Below are 16,936 nucleotides of genomic sequence, written 5' to 3' on the forward strand. Positions count from 1 at the left end.
GAGGGCGTCATGGAGCATGAACCGCAGGCGGGGCTGAGGGCTCGTCGAAAACTGGAAACGCAGCGCGAGATCCATCAAGCTGCACTGGAACTTTTCGAGGCGTACGGGGTGCGGGAGACCACGGTCCACCAGATTGCCGAACGCGCCGGGGTTTCACCGCGCACGTTCTTCCGCTATTTCTCGACCAAGGAGCAAGCGGCACTGCCCGGTCAGCGGCGGATGCTGCGAGCCATCGATTCGCTTGAGATCACTGATCCAGATCCCGCGGCGGTACTCCGTGCGGTGGAAACCATGGCGGAAACGGTCATGGGTGCGGACAATGATCCCGAACTCGATGAACACCGGCGCGTGGCCAAACTGCTGGCGCGGGACGCGGATCTGCAGTCTCTGGCAGCATCGCAAGAGTTGGTCCTCCCGGTGCGCTGCGTGCACGTCTGGCCGAGCAACTACCGGAGGCAGACCCGGCCACGCTGCTGCTGATCTCCGAAACAGCGGTGGCAGTGTGGCGGGTCAGTTGGATCCGCTGGGGCGAGTTGGCCACGCGTGGCGAGACCGCCGACCCCGTTGCGGTCTACCGAGAATGCCGGGCCCGGTTACGCAGCGCCGTCGGATAGCCGCCGACGCCGCTCCGTCCCGCTAGCGAGGATCGGTCTCCTGGTGTCGGCCGCACCCGAATCTTCGTAGGATGCCGTCAACCGGGCAGCGAGGGAGAGAGGGACATGGCGACACCCCAGCAACCGTCTGTTGAACCTGCCGGTCTGTACACCGGCCTGACCATGCCGCAGTGGCGGGAAGTGATTCGTGGTTCGTTCTCGGCATTGGAAATCACTGCTCCCAATGAGGGCCAATTCCGCGCGAACTTACGCGTGGTGGAACTCGACGACGTGCATTTGTTCGATATGTCCACCGACGCTCACCGGGTGGTGCGCACTGCACAGCTGGTCGAGCAGGACCAGGGGGAGTACTTCAAGCTCAGCCTGCAGTTGGAAGGGGTGTGCACTCTCCGCCAGGACGGGCGTGAGTGCCAGTTGGAGCCCGGTGACCTGGGACTGTACGTAGCGTACCGGCCCTACGAGCTGGATTTTCGTGGTCCGCAGCACTCTATGGTTATGACGTTTCCTCGCTCCGTGGTTCACATGACTCCGGCTCAGGTGGAGATGGTCACCGCGCGGCGGATCACCCAGGACCATGGGCTGGGCCGGGTGGCCGCCCCCATGTTCCGTGATCTCGCCGAGAACATGGATCTACTTCACGGGCCCCACGCCATGCGTTTGGTCAGGAGCGCGCTGGGCATGCTTGTGAGCGTGCTGTCCTCGGACGTTCTGGAACTCAGCGAGGAGCAGCCGGGAGACCTGCTGGTCCAGCAGGCAGCGGCCTACATCGACGACCATCTGGGCGATTCTGAGTTGTCGCCGGGCACCATTGCTAAGGCGCTGTACGTTTCGGTTCGCCAGCTGCACAGCAGATTTGCGGCCCAGGACCTCACCGTGTCCTCGACCGTTCGTCTGAAGCGGTTGGAAGCGATCCGTGAAGATCTCTCGGATCCCGCGCTCGCGGACGAGACGGTGCACAGCGTGAGTTCTCGCTACGGCTTACTGGACGCAGCACACGTAAGTAAGAGCTTCAAAGCGGAGTATGGGGAGACGCCGTCGGCATATCGAAGACGCATCCTGGCCGGGGCCTGAGTATCCCGCCGGGCCCGGCCAGCATGCGTTATGACGGTTAGACCTTCAGCTCCTTGATCACGTTTCGCGCCGTGCTCAGCCCGGTTTCAATGGCGCCATCCACCACGACACCGCGCCAGCCCCGCGCCCAGTCCGCTCCCGCGAAATGCAGGCGGCTGTCGGTGGTGCGGAAGTGGTGCCAGCCGTTGGTGAACTGTCCCGAACGCAGCGTTGCCCAAGCCTGACCGCTCCACTTGTCCGCGACCCAGTCATGGCCGGTGGAGTCTACGACTTCCAGGTCAGGTCGCCATTGGTTGACGATCTCTTGCCCGTGTTTGGGGTCGTTGAGATTCACCTGATCGTGGTGGGGGCCGAACCCTACGCAAATGGTGGTGTCGTCGTCGAGAAAGAATTCGCTGCGGAAAATCGCCATCTTGGCGGGGGTGGGGGCGTAACCAAGGATGCTGTGGTGGCCCTTGATCTTGACCCAGATCTTGCAGCCGGTGGAGTTCCACTTCTTATCGATGATGTTGCGCATGCCGTCTGGAAGTGTCGGGGTGAACTCGATGGTGGGCAACGCTCCCACGGGGACCGTGACGATCACGCTGTCGCAGGAGATGCTCTCACCATTCTCCAGGGTGACCGTGGCTCCGGCTGCTCGGTGGTCAATGGACTTGACCGGGGTGTTGAGCCTGATCGGGCAGTTGAGGTCGGCCGCGATGTTCTCGTAGATGCCCCGCATGCCATTCGTGAGTTTGTACCGAAGAGTCTGTTCTTCCATGAGGCTCATTCGGTGATCGGACAGTGCCGCCCATTGTTTGGCCATGAGCGGCGATCCCTGTTCCGGGTCACCGATGTAACCGGCGGCCCAAAAGGCGTTACAGAGGTCGATCTCTTCCTGGCTGAAGGACCCATCGCGGAGGCAGTCAAGAACGCTACCTTCGTCAGCGGCGAGGAATTGCTGCCGCAGTTCTGGGGAGCTTCCGCTGCGCTCATCGAGGACATGCAGTGGTTCGTAGGGGTACGGGAAGAAATCGCGAGAGTTCTCGAAGATCTTCTGCATCGGGCGGTCGATCGCGGCCTCGAGGTCAGCTTCGGAACCGTGCTTGACCGAGTCGCCGGTGACCCAGTAGGCGTCATCACAGAACGGGCTGGGGTAGATGCTTTGGTCGTACCGGGTGATCTCGGACCACACGTGAGGCTGCATCCAATGCACCCAGGTGGCACCGAGCTCAAGTGGGCGCCCCATTCGTTCCTCGGTCCACGCTCGTCCGCCGATACGGTCGCGGGCTTCAACGATTTCCACGTCTACGCCAGCCATCTGCAGTTCTCGGGCCGCCACTAGGCCAGCGAAGCCGGCCCCGACAACTACGACGTGGGGATTGCTCATGGTGATTCCTCCAGTGAATGGGTTGTTGGACAGATCAGGAATGGGGATGGTTTGCGACTACCGGAAGTTCTTGCGACTCAGGGATCTGGTCCTCGTGCTGCATGGCCCGGTACACGTCCGGGCGGCGTCGGCGAAGGACTTCACCCCAGATCAGTCCCACTACTCCCGAGCCGATGATGATGCCCGGCATAATGGCCACCAGCGGTGATGGGCCCTCCGCCCCGATCATGAGGTCGAAGTTGACCAGGATGAGGATGGCCACGGTGATCAACCCGAGGGCCGAGACCACCGGGGCAACCACTCGCGTGCCCACACCGTGGCCGTGATGACGGCGGGAGAACCATGCGACCACGGCGATAGAAGTAATGGCCAGAAGGAAGACCAGCCCAAAAGCGGCCGCGTTGGTCAGCCAGGTGAAAAGCGTCAGAACTGGGAAAAGATCTCCCAAGGGCGATCCTGCACCGGCCAGTGCGAAAACTACGATGACCACAACCGCCACGGCAGACTGCGCAAGGGACCCCGCGAACGGGGCGCCGGTCCGAGCGGATGTCAGTCCGAGTTTCTTCGGAAGCACTCCGGTGCGGCCTAAAGCGAAGAAATACCTGGCGGCGCCGTTGTGAAAAGCGACCAGTGCGGCAAGCAGGCTGGTGATGAAAAGGACATTAGCGACGTCGGCAAGCAGAGGGCTGCGCTCCGCGAGCCACACGAAGACGAGGTCGGGCCCGAATTCTTGAGACGAGGCCACGATGCTCGAGGCGCCCACGCCTACCGAGAATGCCCATGACGAAAACATGTAAAACACGGCGATTACGGCCACTGCGACGTAGGTCGCGCGGGCCACGGTCTTGCGAGGATTCTTGGTTTCTTCGGAATAGATGGCACCCGATTCGAACCCCATAAACGCAGCGATACCGAAAGCCAGAAGTACGCCAATTCCGGGCGTGAAGAAGTTCTGTGGATCGAGAGTCTGGAACTCGATTCCCTCCGGGGCGGCTACCAGCGCCAGGATGGAGACCACGCCCACGACCAGGAATTCGAGTGCGACCAGAACACCAAGGACCTCGGCGGAGAGATCCACACTATTGACACCCAGAGCGCCAACAATCACCCATCCGAGCAGGGCGGCCAGCCACCACGGGACCGCGATGCCGAACAGCCCTGTGATCAACGCGGCCAGAGAGAAGCCGAATAGTCCATACAGGCCCACCTGCATCATGTTGTAGGAGACCAGCGCCAGGATGGCCGCTGCGATGCCCTGCCTGTTTCCCAGGCCCTCGGCCACGTATGCGTAGAACGCTCCGGCGTTCTGGACATGGCCGCTCATGGCGCCGTATCCAATGGCGAATACAGCCAGGATGAGTCCCAGGATCAGGTAACCCACGGGCACTCCGAGGAGGCCGGATACAGCGAAGCTTGTGGGCACACCGCCGGCCAAGACAGTCAAGGGCGCTGACGCTGCGATGATCATGAACACCAGGGCTGTGGTGGATAAATGACGCCTCGCGAGGCGAGTAGGTTGCTGCACGGTGAGCCTCCGATGCGGGTTTCAGCTGGGTTAGCCCATTGTTAGCCAGGTCACATCCATAAGGTGTTGTCCAGGAGTGCTCGACAGTTGTCTTTGACTGCGCGGTGCCGATCAAGGTGCCGTCATGTAAATGTTCAGGGCCCCTCCTGCACCTGGGGCCAAAACTGCTGCGCGGGCTGACAACATCAGTGCGCGTGATCCACGCCACAATGGGTACAGAGACAGGCCTTCGCCAGTCGGTGGTGGGCCGCCGTTGCAATCCAAGGAGCACCCATGAGCGCGTATCAGGAACTGTTGTCTGCCATTGAAAATCCAGCCGGTCGCGAGATTCTCGACCCGGCCACGGGGGAGCTCGTGGGCAAGGTCCACGAGTCCACGGTGGCTGAACTGAACCAGGCGATCGAAGCGGCCCGCGCCGCGCAGCCAGAGTGGGCGGCGTCGGGCCATGCCAAGCGGTCCGAGTTCCTGCATCGAGCGGCGGATGCGGTGGAGGCCAACGCGGAAGCGCTCGCGGAACTGCTCTCACGTGAGCAGGGCAAACCAATCAAGAACGGCCCCAATGCGGCCTTTGAGGTCGGTGCTTGTGCCGCATGGCTGCGAGCGAATGCGGACACCCCCATGGAGCCGGAAGTCCTCGTGGACGACGAATCCGGCAAGGCCGAACTGCACTACATGCCGCTGGGTGTTGTCGGGGCGATCGGGCCGTGGAACTGGCCCATGATGATCACCGTGTGGCAGGTCGCTGCGTCTTTGTGCATGGGCAACACGGTGGTGGTCAAGCCCTCCGAGTACACGCCGCTGTCCGTGCTGGGCCTCATTCACGTGCTCAACCAAGCGCTGCCATCGGATGTACTGCACGTGGTTCCGGGTGGCGGAGAGATCGGTCAGGCGCTGACCGAGCACGACGGCATCGACAAGATCATGTTCACGGGTTCAACCAAGACCGGTCAGGCGATTATGCGCTCCGCCGCGGATAGCTTGGCTCGCCTCACTCTCGAGTTGGGCGGTAATGACGCGGGCGTTGTGCTGCCCGATGTGGACGCCCAGAAAATCGCGGGCGACCTGTTCTGGGGCGCGTTCATCAACACCGGACAGACTTGTGCCGCCCTCAAGCGCCTCTATGTGCATGAGGACGTTTACAACGACGTGTGTGACGCCTTGGTCGCGGTGCCCAGCAGATGCCCATGGGCAATGGTCGTGAAGAGCAGAACGTGCTGGGTCCGTTGCAGAACAAGCAGCAGTACGACATCGTGGCCGGGCTTGTCGAGGACGCCAAGAATGGCGGCGGCCGCGTGCTCATCGGTGGCGATCCGGAGGCTGAGCAGGCCGGCTACTTCTATCCGACCACCTTGGTCGCGGACCTGCCCAATGATAATCCCCTGGTCGCGCAGGAGCAGTTCGGTCCCGCCCTGCCGATCATCAAGTACTCGGATCTTGACGAAGCGATCGCCATGGCCAACGGGCTGGACGTGGGGTTGGGTGCCTCTGTGTGGTCGTCCGATCCGGGCGCCGCCGTCGAGGTCGCTCAGCGGATCGAGGCGGGCACCGTGTGGATCAATAAGCACGGTGCGGTGGATCCGCGCGTTCCCTTCGGTGGCATCAAGAGTTCCGGTTACGGCCTGGAATTCGGGGTCGAGGGCCTCAAGTCAGTTGCCGCGCCCAAGGTGATTTCTAGGTAGCGGGCGACGACGCCGCTCGGTCCCACTGTCGAGGCCGGTGATCTCAGCAGCCCTGTGCTGAGGTCACCGGCTTCTTCAGAATGTCGGGTTCGTAATCGAAGTGTTATCTGACGCGTTTCACTGTTCTCGGCTAAAGGCCCTTGGAAATCCGCCATAAATGCGGATTAGCCCCTCTAATCATTCGATGCAATGTCAAAATAAATTTGATGAGGGGGCTCGTTGCCTCCGGGGTACGAGCCGCGAGCAGAACCGCATGTCGGAGGGGGTTCACGGCTTCCGATAGGGGCGGCAACATGAGAACACCTTAATGATTAGTTAACCCCGCTTTCACCTGGTGCGGTAATCCTTACGGCGTGATCCGAAAAATTCTCATGCTGCTGGGCGTCATTTGCGTACCCATCGCGCTCGCCCTCGCGAGTCAGTCCCTTGCGTCGACTGCGGAACCCCCGCGGTTGCCGCAGGAAACCATCGAAGTGCAATTGAGCGGTTCCGGAGAACCGTCTGAGCCCGCAGCATCCGCGTCCTCGTCAGCCACGCCGTCTGGTTCTGCTGAGCCCCGCGATGCGGCGTCAGTGGCACCGGATCAAGCTGAGGAATCCGACGCTCCCTCGCCTGCACCGGTCACCGAGCGCCCGTAAGTCCGGGTGTCCCCGTGCCCAACGTGGGCGAAATTCCGCAGCAGGTCTACCAGAACCCGCACCCGGTGCAAGTCCCTGGCGATGACGACATGGATGACGAGTGGGATGGGGATCTCGATGACTAAAACACCGCAGAACTCCACCATGGAAATGACCCGGGTCTCGGCCCGTTGGCGCATCGTGGGCTGGATCGTGTTGACCACACTGCTGGCTCTACTGGCAGTCACGGTCACCATGCGCTCGTTCCTCATGGGTCAGGTTTCGGAGTCCGCCAATGCTGCGATCTCGCAGGAGTTCGACGAGTTCCGGGTCTTCGCCCAAGAAGGTGTCGACCCCACCACCGCAGAACCGTTCACCTCCTTGGAACCGTTCATGCAGCGCTACCTGTCCCGGCAGACCCCGGCCACCGGTGAAGCCATCATTGCCGTGGTGGGTGACCAGGTCATGTACACGGACAACGCCCGTGACGATCCGGGGGAGTTGCTTGCCCGCGACCGGGCACGCCTGAACGAACTGGTGCAGTCCAGCGAGAATTCCGGCGTCTCGGACAGTGAGCACGGCGAAATGCGCTGGGGCAAGATGTCCGCCGGTGCCCCGAATGGTGATGAGCAGGCACCCTGATCGTCGTGCACTTCACGCAAGAGCCACGCGAAGCCGTGAACCGGCAGGTCGTGGTTCTCGTGGGGATCGCCATGGCCGGGCTCTTGCTGACGGCCGGTATCGGTTGGCTCGCGGCGGGCCGGATCCTGCAGCCCATCCGCACCATGCGTGAGGTCGCGGACTCCGTTACCGCGCAGGACCTGTCCACGCGCATTCCCGTGCACGGCCGCGACGACTTATCTCAGTTGGCGCACACCCTGAACAACATGCTGGACCGTGTGGAACGCGCCTACGGTTCCCAGCAGCACTTCGTGCTGGAAGCACAACAGCACCTGCGAGGACCGCTCTCACGCACGGCGCAGGCCATCGAGACCATGGCGACCGCGGACGAGAACCCGGCCGAGCGGCGTCGTGCGGCCAAGCAGGCCAACCGCCAGATCCGGTCGATGCGCCGCACCCTGGTGGATCTGGACCTGCTGGCGCAGAGCGACAAGCCGAACTTCGTGAAACCGCAGCGCGTCAGCCTGAAACAGCTGACCGTGGAGGTCTACGCGGACGCCGCCGAGAATAATCCCAACCGGCAATGGAACCTGGAATCCACTGCTAACGGTGAGGCCTGGGTGGATCCCGCGCGCATCGCGGATGCCATGCACCAGGTGGTGCGCAACGCGGTGGACCACACCGATCCGCAGGACCCGATTCGCGTGGGATCGACCCTCACCGATCAGGGCAAGACTCTAAGCATGTGGGTCACCAATCACGGTATTCCGCTCAACCAGGAGCAGGCCGAGGGGCTGTTCGAGGAGTATCGCACCAATTCCGAGAGTGAGGACGAGTCCGGCATGGGCCTGGGACTGGCCGTGGTGCGGGCTGTGGCAGACGCCCACAACGGCAGCGCCTGGGTTGAATCCGGGGGACCGTCCGGCACCCGGTTCGGCATCGACATTCCCGTGGACGCCCTGGCCCCACGCAAGGCGGGGGAGGATGAACAGCTCGCAGAAGAGGTGCACGAATCCATGCGGGAGGAACGATGAGTTCCTCAGCCGCGCCCTCTCCGTCGTCCGAATCTGATCAGCCGCCGGTTCGGTACGCGACCACTCCGCCCCGTCCACCCGGCTCGCGCCCAAGGACACCCCGATCACATGGGCGAAAGACAACGTTCCGGCCATCATCGGTGCGCTCCTTCTACTGGCCTTCGTGGCCTGGTGCGCTTTCGAGGCCTTCGGGCCGACCCCGGCCGCCGACGTCGCCCGGTTGCCTGCCCAGGCGCCCTCACCTTGGCCGTGTTCGCGATCGCCATTTGGCTGTGGATCTTCTCGTCCATCGGTGACACCTATGTGGCGTTGGGTGCGGCCATCGTGCTCGTGCTCACCGGCATGCTCTCGGACAGTCAGCTGTTCTCATCGCTGGGTGAGGACACCGTCTGGCTGCTGCTCGCCGCGTTCGTGATTGCTGCCGGCGTGACCGCCACGGGACTGTCCACCAGGGCGGCCGTGTACATCGTGACTGGTGCGACCGGGGTGCGGCAGCTCGTGTATTTGGTGACCGGTGTCCTGGTGGCCACGGCGTTCGCGATCCCGTCCACGTCCGGGCGTGCGGCACTCGCGCTGCCTATTTTCGTGGCCTTGGCGCAGGCGCTGCACGACCGCAAACGGCTCGTGCTGGCCCTGTCTCTATTGTTCCCGTCGGTGATTTTGTTGTCTGCGGTGGCGTCCTATCTGGCGCCGGCGCGCACATCATCACCAGCCAGATCCTGCAGACGTCCGGCTACGACGGGTTCTCGTTCACCACGTGGCTGATTTACGGCCTGCCCCTCGCGGTGATCTCCTCCTACGCGTGCGCCGAACTGATCATGTGGCTGTTCCTGGACAAGCAGGGCCGCTCGCAGAAGTTGGACGTGAGTGTTGAGAAGCTCGAGGAACACACCTCCATGCCTCTGACCGGTCCGCTCACCGTGGGGCAATCCCGCGCGGCACTGCTCACCCTGGCCGTGGTGGTGCTGTGGTGCACGGAATCTCTGCACGGACTGCATCCCGCGGTGGTGGCTCTGCTGGGTGCGTTGTTGGCCACGAGCCCCGGATACGGACTGGTCAGCATGGGTAAGGCATTGAAAACCGTGCCGTGGTCCATGCTCCTGTTCATGGCCGCGACCCTCACCTTGGGCACCGCCCTGGTGGAGTCCGGTGCCGCGGATTGGCTGGCGCAGCGCGTGCTCGGCCCGGTCTCCGGGGCGGGTGCTGCGGCGGGCGTGGTCTTTGTGGTGGTGGTCGTGGTGATGTCCACGGCAGCGCACCTGATCATTCAGTCGCGCTCGGCCCGATCCGCCGTGTTGATTCCGATCGTGGTCTCACTGGCACCGGGGGTTGGGTCGACCCCATGGCGGCGGCCTTCGTCTCCACCGCGGCTGCGGGTTTCTGTCACACCCTGACAAGTTCCGCCAAGCCCGTGACCCTCTTCTCGGACGTCGAGGGGATCGAAACCTATCAACCCAAGGACCTGCTCCGCCTCAGCGCCTTCCTGGCGCCGCTGATGGTGGCCATGGTCCTGGTCTTCTCCTTTGTCATCTGGCCCCTCATGGGCATGCCGCTGTTCCTCTAAACCCGTTTCGTTCACTCTCCACAGAAAGCGAACCCATCATGGTTTCTCATTTCCCGCAGAACATTTTGGTGGCACCCTCCGGTTTCAAGGAGTCCCTGGACTCCAATGCCGTGGCCGCCGCAATTCAGGCCGGTGTGCGCCGTGCCGTGCCCGGCGCCATGATTCGCGCCGTTCCGATTGCCGACGGCGGCGAGGGCACCGCGGAGACGCTGGCCACCGCCACCGCTGGTCACCTGATTCCCATGACCGTGACCGGTCCCGTGGGTCAGCCGGTCGAGTCCCACTACGCAGTTCTGGGTGGCTCCGCTAAGGGCACCGGGGTGGTCGAGATGGCTGCGGCGGCGGGTTTGCGGCTGGTGCCCAAGGACCAACGTGACCCGGGCGCTACGACCACGCGCGGCGTCGGCGAACTGATTGCCGCCGCGCTGGACGAGGGTCTGTTGAAGATCCTGGTCGGTTGCGGTGACTCCGGTACCAGCGACGGCGGTCTGGGTGCGCTCAAGGCCTTGGGCGTGGGCGTGCTGGATGCCGATGGCAACGAGGTTCCGGACGGCGGTTCGAATCTGGCCAAGGTCGATCGCCTGGACATGACTAATCTGCACCCGGCCCTCAAAGATGGCTCGGCCCAGATCACCCTGGCGCTGAATCCGCACAATGTGCTGACCGGGTCCAAGGGCGTGGCGCGCGTGTTCGGGCCGCAGAAGGGTGCAACGCCGGAGCAGGTCGAGCAACTCTCGGACGGCTTCGACAACTGGGCAGCCGTGCTCGGCCGCGACTGTGTGGAATCCGCTCGCGGTACGAGCTTTGCGCACGGCGTGGGCACTGGCGCATCCGGTGGTTTGGGTGCGGGCATGGCCGCGGTGGGAGCGGTTCTGATGCCGCGATTCCAGGCGCTACTGGACTCCGGTCTGGCCGGGATTGATCTGGACGATCTGCTCAGCAAGGCGGATCTGGTGATCACCGCTGAAGGTGCCATCGACTTCCAGACGCCAAGGGGAAGGTTCCGGCGGAGATTGCCCGCCGCGCGACTCTGCACGGCGTGCCGGTGATCGGCCTGGCAGGAACGTTGGGCAAGGGCTCGCGGGACGTTTACGACATCGGAATTGATGCAATCGCATCGATTGTGCCGGTGCCCATGTCGCTGCAGGACGCCGTGGCGGATGGTGAACGACTGCTCATCGAGGCCACCGAGCGGCTCATGCGCACCCTGATTCTGGGGGCGAACATCGCCGCGGCACGGATGGGACGGGACCGGTAACTTTCACCGAGCGGCGGTCCGCGAGCCATTGCTGGGCCGCCGAGAATGGACTACTTCTTTCTGGTCGCCCGTACTGCGTCCGCCACGGTCGAGCCCGGGTGCTCCTTGCGGTAGGTCTTAAGCTCCTTGGGGTCAGCATCACCGGCCGGCCCCGGGGAGTGACCGAGGCCGCTGGGTACGAGTGCCCACACCAAGACTCCACATGTGGCGGATACGAGTGCGAGCGCCGGGTTCGACGCCGCAAAGTACGCGATGACCGCCAACACAATGAATAACAGGATCAGCGCGGACGGGATGTACTTCTTCCTATCCTTTCCTTCCTCTCCGATTGGCTCCACGGTAGGTGCCGCTGGAAGGGCTGTCATTGGTCATGTGGCCATTTTTTTGGTTCGCGCGTTGGTGGGGCAGGGAGCGTCGGAATGTCGCGGGGCGCGTCGTGTTGTTGTCTACGGAAAGTATCAGGGCCGCTGCCCGCGTAGCGGCCCGGTGAAGACTGTGGAAGGACACGCATGACCACTCTTTTTGACCCGCTGAAAGTGGGCCAGTACGAACTGAAGAACCGCGTGGTGATGGCGCCGCTGACCCGTATGCGTGCCGATGCCGACGGCGTGCCCACCGACATCATGGTGGAGCACTACGCGCAGCGGGCCTCGGCAGGTTTGGTGGTCGCTGAGGGTACGTTCCCGACCGTGGTGAGCCGCGGCTACGTCAACGAACCCGGCTTGGCGACCGACGAACAGGCTGCAGGCTGGGGCCGAGTGGCGGACGCCGTACACGAGCGCGATGGCTTGTTCTTCATTCAGATCATGCACGCCGGGCGACTGGTTCACCCCGCGCTGACCGAGGGTCAGCAGGGCGAAGCACCCAGCGCCATCGCACCCGGTCAGCCGATTCACATCCCCGGCGGTAAGGAAGAGACTCCCGAGCCCCGCGCCCTGGAACTCGACGAACTGCCGCGCGTGCGTGATGAATTCGTGGCTGCAGCCGCCGCGCCGTGGACGCCGGTGTGGACGGTGTGGAACTGCACAGCGCCAACGGCTACCTGTTGCAGCAGTTCCTGACCCCCGCATCCAACCAACGCACCGACGAGTACGGCGGATCTCCCGAGAACCGTGCGCGCTTTGTCATCGAGGTGACTCGCGCGGTGGCTGAGGAAATCGGTGCCGATCGCGTGGGAATCCGCATCTCCCCGCAGCACAACGTGCAGGGTGCTGTCGAAGCCGATCACGAGGACGCTGTGGCCACTTACGAAACCCTGGTCGACGGCATCAAGGATTTGGGTCTGGCGTACCTGTCCATGTTGTACAAGGACATCGACAGTGAATTCGTGCAGGATCTGCGCACGCGTTTCGGCGGACCGTTCATGCTCAACAGCGGTTTCAGCGAGCACACGGATCTGGAAGAGTCCGAGCACATCGTGCAGGACAACATTGCCGACGCCGTGGTGGTTGGCCGGGCACTCATCGCCAACCCGGACCTGGTTGAGCGCTGGCGCGACGGCCTGGAACTCAACAAGCCGGACAGCAAGACCTTCTACGGCGGTGGGGCTCGCGGTTACACCGACTACCCCTTCGCGAAGGTGACGGTGCAGTAGGTCCTGCGCGCATCCTTGCTCCTAAGAGGCTTGGCTGTGCACGTGGTGGGCCGTTAGAGCCGCCGTTTACATCTCAGGGCCGTTGGAACCCTTTTCCAAGCGGGAAGGGTTCAACGCCCCTGAAGTGTGTTCGAGGGTTCTAGCGCCCCACCAGATGCGGCCTACTCCTCACCCAGCAGCATCCGCGCGCCCTTCTCCCCGATCATCGCCGACGGCGCGTTGGTGTTTCCCGTGGTCACGGACGGCATGATCGATGCATCGACCACGTGGAGTCCTTCCACCCCGTGCACCTTGAGAGTCGCCGGGTCCACGACCGCCATCGGATCAGTGCCCATCCTGCAAGTGCCCACTTGGTGGTGGTAGGTGGTCACCGCCCGGTCCATGTAGCGTTCTCTTCCTCCTCGGTGGCGAGGTCGGACTCGGGATAGACCTCCCGTGCACCCCAGTCCTCGGCCAACGGCGCGCTCCTGACCATCTCCCGCGCTTGCCGGAACGACGCTCGCAACGATTCCCGATCCCGCGGATCTGCGAAGATCTGCGGATCGTACTCGGCGGGATCCGCGCTGCTCGGCCCGGTCAGGCGGATGGTCCCGCGCGAATAGGGCCGCACCAGGCCGCTGTGCAGTGTGAACGCATTGGCGGGTCCGGTCATGGTGTCGTCGTACATCGGGACGCAGAAGTGGATGGGTTGGGTGTCCGGTCGATCCTGCTCCGGTCCCGAGCGCCAGAACAGGTGCGTTTGCGATATCGATTGCTCGTCCACCTGGTGATCGACGGCCCGGCTGGTGGCTTCCGCAATGACGGGCAGCAGCAGATGGTCGTGCAGGTTCTCACCCACACCCGGCAGATCCACGATCGGTTCGATGCCTACTTCGCGCAGATGATCAGCCGGCCCGATACCCGAGCGCATCAGAATCTTGGGGCTGTCCAGCGCCCCGGCGCACAGGATGACTTGATCGGCGCGAATCACATCGCCCGATCCGGTTTCCCTGGCCGCGGGGTCCTCTGATTCCACCCCTTCGACTTCTTGGTTGTTGCCGGCGTGCAGCTCCACACCGACCACCGCGCCGCCCCCGATCAGCAACTTCTCCACGATCGCCCCGGTGCGAACCGTGATTTTCCCCGCCTCGACCAGCGGCTTCACGTACGACGTGTAGGTGGTGCAGCGTTTTCCGTTCCGGATGGTCAGCTGCTCGTAAGAGACGCCGTCCTGTTGGTCACCGTTGTAATCGGGATTGAACTCCACACCCACCGCTTCCGCCGCGGCAATGATCGACTCGAAGATTGGGCTGCGCTTGTAGTTGCCCACCACGGGAATCGGTCCGTCCTTGCCGCGGGGGTTGAGATTGTCAGGCGACGCGGCGCCGTCGTAATTTTCCAGGGCTTCGAAAACGGGGCCGACGTCGCTCCAAGACCACCCGTCGCAACCCGCCGCGGCCCAGTCGTCGTAGTCGAGTGGGTTACCGCGTACCCAGATGGATGCGTTGAGTGCGTGGGAGCCGCCTAGGACGCGGCCCCGTGGCCAGTGGATGACCCGGCCGGAGGCGTGTTCTTGCGGGACGGTGAAGTAATCCCAGTCCTCGGCGCCGTGCCACAGTTCGCCCAGACGGGGGAGCTCTGCAATGGCGGGGTTCGTGTCCTGGCCGCCGGCCTCCAGAAGAGTCACGGTGTGACCGGCCGCGGCCAACCTCCCCGCAACGATGGATCCTGCTGTTCCTGCGCCAATCACCACGGTGTGCTGGTCGGAGTTGTTCAAATTCGTGTGTGCCATGAAGACATGATGCGCCTAAATGTGATCTGCGTCTCGTCGTTCCGTGCATGGGTTTTGGTGGTCCGTGCAGGGTGCACCCGGTGTGCCGTTAGAGCCATCGATTACACGGGAAGTGCCGTTGGAACCTTCATCCCTTGTGGGAAAGGTTCTAGCGGCCCCTGGTGTGCATCTGAGGGTTCTAATCTGCCACCAGCCGCTCCACCACCCGGAACTCCTGCATCACCACTGGCGTGCTGTCATCGAGTTGGCCGGCGGGGGAGTGGGCGGCCCAGTACTCTTCGTGGTCCCGGCGCCAGTCCGTCAACGAGGTGTGGCCCTCGCCCTCGGCAACCACATGGGACCAGGGGATATCGCTCAACGGCACGATGGTGACCGCGATGGTCTCAAGGACTGCAACGCCACGGTCATTGGAGTTCAGCAAGAGCTCCAGCTCACCTGGCTCAGGCAGCGGTTCACCTTCAACGTCGTAGTCCGAAACCAGCGAACTCGTCGCCGTCTTCTGACCGCGGAGGATTAGCAACACCAGCTGATCCCGCAGCGGCCCCGGCGGGCCGAACTCGGCGGACCTCAAGTCCTGTTCCATGCCCCAAGTATGGCGTGACGTCTCACTTCCGTTGCACCTGGTGCGCCGTTCGAACCTCCGCCTACATCTGGGCGCCGATGGAACCCGTCTGCCCAGCGGAAAAGGCTCTAACGACACCTGGAGCGCATCTAAGGTTCTAGCGACCCCTCACCTGTGAAGAAGTGCTCCACCGAACCACCAGGTGCCTGGGCCCGCACACTCCAGCGCCCCTCCACGCCCCGCGCACCATCGACCGAACCCCACCCGTGACCAACCCCTCCACCTCACCCACCACCAACCGCCCAATTCGCGCGTACCATGTGAAGCGAACTTAGAGGGATCGGTCCGCACGTGTGGTCGGGTGTGCGGCGGTTTGGTGTACCCGGAGGTTCCTTTGTCCAGCTCGACCGCGCCTCAGGCACAGAGGCCACTCTCTTCACAGAATTCGCTCGTCGAAGCAGGCGGCTGGCCGTTCCTGATCACGGCATTCATCGGCCGTTTGCCCGCGGCCACCGTTCAACTCGGTCTACTGCTCTACGTCAGTGGCGCCGGGCTGAGCCTGGGCCTGGCTGGCATCACGGTGGCGGCCGTCGGACTCGGTTCAGCGGTCGGTGCCCCGTTGGTCGGCAGGCTCGTCGACCACTTTGGCCCGTTGCCCGTGGTCACGGGTGCCACGCTCGTCCAACTGCTGAGCCTTACGGCACTACTTCTCACGGTCGTCAACGAAGGCCCCACCGCCCTCATCCTCGTGTGCGCCGCCCTGGTCGGTTCCGCGAACCCACAAGTGGGCGCGATCGCAAGGGCACACTGGTCGGGCTTGGCGCGGCGTCGTCGGCAACCGCGGCTGATCAGTCGCGCGCTGGGCTACGAAACGGCCTGTGACGAAACCAGCTTCATCCTGGGCCCCGTCATCGCCGGTCTGCTCGTTGGTCTGCTCGGCCCCAATCCCGCGCTGCTCACCATCATGGCGTGGGTCATCGTGGGCCAGGGTGCGTTCATCGTGTACCTGGCGCGCCACCGCACCGAGCACGGCGCGGCCACGGTCGAGGAAACCGCAGCGGGTGGCATCGGGGGGATCTCGATCGCCAAGGTGGTGCCGCCCATGATCGTGTGCCTGTGCGTGGGCACCGTGTTCGGCTCGACCCAGACTGCTCTGACCTCGATCAATGCGATCCGCGGCACCGAGGCTTACACCGGCATCATTTACGGCTTCATGGGCGCGGGCAGCGCGGTCGCGAGCATTCTGGTCTCCCGGCTGCCGGAGCGCTTCCCGTTGTCCTTGCGCGTGGCCATCGGCGCATCCATCATCGCGCTGACCTGCGTCGGTCTGCTGTCCCTGCCCGGCACCCCGGTAATCGCCGCACTGTTCGTGATCATCGGCGTGGGTGTGGGCACCATGCTGGTCAGCTCGTTCGGTCGCGGCGAGCGGATTGCACCCTCGCATCGCATCGCCTCGGTGATGACCATGCTCACCACGTGCCTGGTGCTCGGTGTCTCGCTGGGTGCCGCGCTGGGCGGCGTGCTGTCCGTGCAGCCCGAGCGCGGATTCATGCTCACGATGGCCGCCGCCGTGGTCGGCGTACTCGCGTCCATCGCCCTGCACATCACCAAGCCCGAGCGGCCCGCCACTCACCAGGAGTGACGACGCCGCCCGGGT

The 16,936-nt window shown here is 63.7% G+C and carries 12 protein-coding genes and 4 pseudogenes; 11 read left to right on the plus strand and 5 right to left on the minus strand.

The features are described from left to right. Positions 1 to 9: 9 nt before the first annotated feature. Both YO9_RS16440 and YO9_RS0102385 read left to right on the plus strand, forming a co-directional pair. On the plus strand, positions 10 to 480 hold the full coding sequence (locus YO9_RS16440; RefSeq protein WP_016996082.1) for a TetR family transcriptional regulator: 471 nt from the start codon (positions 10 to 12) through the stop codon (positions 478 to 480). Between the two features lie 239 nt (positions 481 to 719). Further along, on the plus strand, positions 720 to 1,685 hold the full coding sequence (locus tag YO9_RS0102385) for an AraC-like ligand-binding domain-containing protein (protein ID WP_016996083.1): 966 nt from the start codon (positions 720 to 722) through the stop codon (positions 1,683 to 1,685). A gap of 37 nt (positions 1,686 to 1,722) precedes the next feature. On the opposite strand, the gene YO9_RS0102390 is transcribed toward YO9_RS0102385, so the two are convergent. Both YO9_RS0102390 and YO9_RS0102395 read right to left on the minus strand, forming a co-directional pair. After that, complete coding sequence (locus tag YO9_RS0102390) at positions 1,723 to 3,054, minus strand: NAD(P)/FAD-dependent oxidoreductase (protein ID WP_016996084.1); 1,332 nt, start codon at positions 3,052 to 3,054, stop codon at positions 1,723 to 1,725. A gap of 34 nt (positions 3,055 to 3,088) precedes the next feature. Beyond that, on the minus strand, positions 3,089 to 4,579 hold the full coding sequence (locus YO9_RS0102395; protein ID WP_223285988.1) for an APC family permease: 1,491 nt from the start codon (positions 4,577 to 4,579) through the stop codon (positions 3,089 to 3,091). A 273-nt stretch (positions 4,580 to 4,852) separates the two neighbouring features. Between YO9_RS0102395 and YO9_RS0102400 the strand changes: the two are divergent. The 7 genes and pseudogenes from YO9_RS0102400 to YO9_RS0102420 all read left to right on the plus strand — a co-directional run bounded on the left by YO9_RS0102400 (position 4,853) and on the right by YO9_RS0102420 (position 11,352). Next, positions 4,853 to 6,258: pseudogene (locus YO9_RS0102400) on the plus strand (aldehyde dehydrogenase family protein). A gap of 755 nt (positions 6,259 to 7,013) precedes the next feature. Beyond that, positions 7,014 to 7,517, plus strand: a complete 504-nt coding sequence (locus YO9_RS16445; protein ID WP_223285989.1) for a hypothetical protein — start codon at positions 7,014 to 7,016, stop codon at positions 7,515 to 7,517. 35 nt (positions 7,518 to 7,552) lie between these two features. After that, positions 7,553 to 8,530 (plus strand): HAMP domain-containing sensor histidine kinase, encoded by a 978-nt coding sequence (locus YO9_RS16450; RefSeq protein WP_223285990.1) that lies wholly within the window; start codon positions 7,553 to 7,555, stop codon positions 8,528 to 8,530. Positions 8,531 to 8,779: 249 nt separating this feature from the next. Next, entirely contained in the window at positions 8,780 to 9,295 is a 516-nt protein-coding gene (locus tag YO9_RS16455) for an SLC13 family permease (RefSeq protein ID WP_262925548.1), read from the plus strand. After that, entirely contained in the window at positions 9,250 to 9,924 is a 675-nt protein-coding gene (locus tag YO9_RS16460; RefSeq protein ID WP_223285996.1) for an SLC13 family permease, read from the plus strand. Before YO9_RS16455 ends, YO9_RS16460 begins: the two co-directional genes overlap by 46 nt. 17 nt (positions 9,925 to 9,941) lie before the next feature. After that, positions 9,942 to 10,094 (plus strand): hypothetical protein, encoded by a 153-nt coding sequence (locus YO9_RS16465; RefSeq protein ID WP_223285992.1) that lies wholly within the window; start codon positions 9,942 to 9,944, stop codon positions 10,092 to 10,094. Between the two features lie 38 nt (positions 10,095 to 10,132). After that, positions 10,133 to 11,352 (plus strand): annotated as a pseudogene (locus YO9_RS0102420) (glycerate kinase family protein). Positions 11,353 to 11,402: 50 nt separating this feature from the next. On the opposite strand, the gene YO9_RS0102425 reads toward YO9_RS0102420, so the two are convergent. Next, the gene (locus tag YO9_RS0102425) at positions 11,403 to 11,690 is read right to left on the minus strand and encodes a hypothetical protein (protein ID WP_016996092.1); all 288 of its coding nucleotides are present in this window, start codon (positions 11,688 to 11,690) and stop codon (positions 11,403 to 11,405) included. 171 nt (positions 11,691 to 11,861) lie between these two features. Between YO9_RS0102425 and YO9_RS0102430 the strand changes: the two are divergent. After that, a pseudogene (locus tag YO9_RS0102430) lies at positions 11,862 to 12,946 on the plus strand (alkene reductase). 161 nt (positions 12,947 to 13,107) lie between these two features. On the opposite strand, the pseudogene YO9_RS0102435 reads toward YO9_RS0102430, so the two are convergent. Both YO9_RS0102435 and YO9_RS0102440 read right to left on the minus strand, forming a co-directional pair. After that, positions 13,108 to 14,717: pseudogene (locus tag YO9_RS0102435) on the minus strand (GMC family oxidoreductase). 178 nt (positions 14,718 to 14,895) lie between these two features. Next, positions 14,896 to 15,288 (minus strand): ASCH domain-containing protein, encoded by a 393-nt coding sequence (locus YO9_RS0102440; protein WP_223285993.1) that lies wholly within the window; start codon positions 15,286 to 15,288, stop codon positions 14,896 to 14,898. Positions 15,289 to 15,673: 385 nt separating this feature from the next. Here YO9_RS0102440 and YO9_RS0102445 point away from each other — a divergent pair, with 385 nt between their 5' ends. Next, entirely contained in the window at positions 15,674 to 16,921 is a 1,248-nt protein-coding gene (locus tag YO9_RS0102445; protein ID WP_223285994.1) for an MFS transporter, read from the plus strand. The last annotated feature ends 15 nt before the right edge of the window (positions 16,922 to 16,936 follow it).

Source organism: Kocuria atrinae C3-8, from assembly GCF_000286355.1.
In the GTDB taxonomy this organism is placed as follows: Bacteria; Actinomycetota; Actinomycetes; order Actinomycetales; family Micrococcaceae; genus Kocuria; species Kocuria atrinae_A.